The 1404-nt window shown below is 29.6% G+C and carries 1 protein-coding gene and 1 pseudogene; both read left to right on the top strand.

Annotated elements, in window-relative coordinates; translation table 11 throughout:
* Positions 1 to 648: pseudogene (locus CLHUN_RS22280) on the top strand (hypothetical protein); the annotation flags it as partial.
* A 241-nt stretch (positions 649 to 889) separates the two neighbouring features.
* Positions 890 to 1087 (top strand): protein-tyrosine phosphatase family protein, encoded by a 198-nt coding sequence (locus tag CLHUN_RS21540; RefSeq protein ID WP_080066723.1) that lies wholly within the window; start codon positions 890 to 892, stop codon positions 1085 to 1087.
* Positions 1088 to 1404: the final 317 nt, after the last annotated feature.

Here is a 1404-nt window from a genome sequence, read left to right as displayed (position 1 = left end):
AACCAGAAGGTACTAGAAAAACAATTACAGATTAATAAAGATGAAGAACAAAACAAAAAGACTAATGAAGATATAAGTAACTTGAAGAAAGCTAAAGAAAAGGCTAAAAAAATCAGAGATTCTATAGAAGCTAAGAAGGCTCGTATTGAAAAGCTTGAATTAGAAGCAGTAGGACCGTATTTATATAAGATTTTTTCAAAAGTAATTAAGCATACCAATATTGAAGAAATAAAATTCAACAGGGATGGTTCAAAAAATGAAGGGGGAGCAACCGTTACAGACCAAGATGGTAATAATATCCTTAATACACTGAGTCAAGGGCAATTCGGAGTATTTATGCTTTCATTCTTTTTTGCAAATATGTTTAAGCGCAGAGAAGAGACAGAATTTAGAACTTATTTTGTTGATGATATCACAAGCTGTATGGATGATATGAATATGCTTTCCTTTATAGACATAATAAAATATCAGTTGTATCAAAAAGATGGGGTAATAAACCAATTTTTCTTTTCAACATGTAGCAATGATTTGGAAAGGTTGTTTATACATAAAATGAAAAGCTTCGGTATAAGCTTTGTTAATATTAAGTTTAAGTCCTATTCAAAAGGAGAAGTTATAGACAGTTATGGGAAATTCGAGAAATTTTAGTGTTAAAATATAATTTAGATGATAAAATTTATAGATTGTTGACTTTCAATTAATTTTACTTTTGTATTTCAAATGTAGATACCAGAAGCTGATTTTGTCAGACTGTTGTAAAACCAGCAGGACCCCAAACCATGTTATACATATGCCTATTAAAACAATAATCTTCATAAAATATTTCCTTTTATTATAATATTTAGTATAATTAGTAAATACTATTATATTCGTATAAGGGGGAGTGTTAATGTCAGGAGAACGTAATGAGATTGGCAGGAGGTATAGAAACGCAAGAAAGGAAGCATCTATTGGGTCTATTGAAAAAAGAATAGAAAAAGATTATGGTTTGCCTTCAGGAAGTATACAAATTAATAGGGCAGATGGTGGAAATGCAAGAAGTGATAAAAAAATACAAAACTTAAAGAAAGAATTTGAAAAAAAGTGAATTTTGTGTTAAATTTTATAACATGTCGAGCAAAATGGTATTTAAAGACTACTTAAAAGCCTAATTACAATAAAAATGGAAAATTATTATATAAACACGAAAAAGAGAAGCTTCAGGTCTTCTCTTTTTTGTGTTTATAATCAAAGCATCTAGTTTATTTTCTCAGTATTCCTAAAGGTTTTCCCACAGGAGATAAGGTACAATAAATTGCGCAAATTGAATAAGGGGTAAAAAATAGACATGCCCAAAGCCGTTTGGTAAAATTAATTCACCACAAACCAATTACCAAAGGAGGCTTAGGAACATGTCTGAAAAGA

Source organism: Ruminiclostridium hungatei (genome assembly GCF_002051585.1).
Lineage (GTDB): Bacteria > Bacillota > Clostridia > Acetivibrionales > DSM-1351 > Ruminiclostridium > Ruminiclostridium hungatei.
Note: the sequence above shows the minus strand (reverse complement) of the source record. Positions and strands in the feature narration are given on the sequence as shown.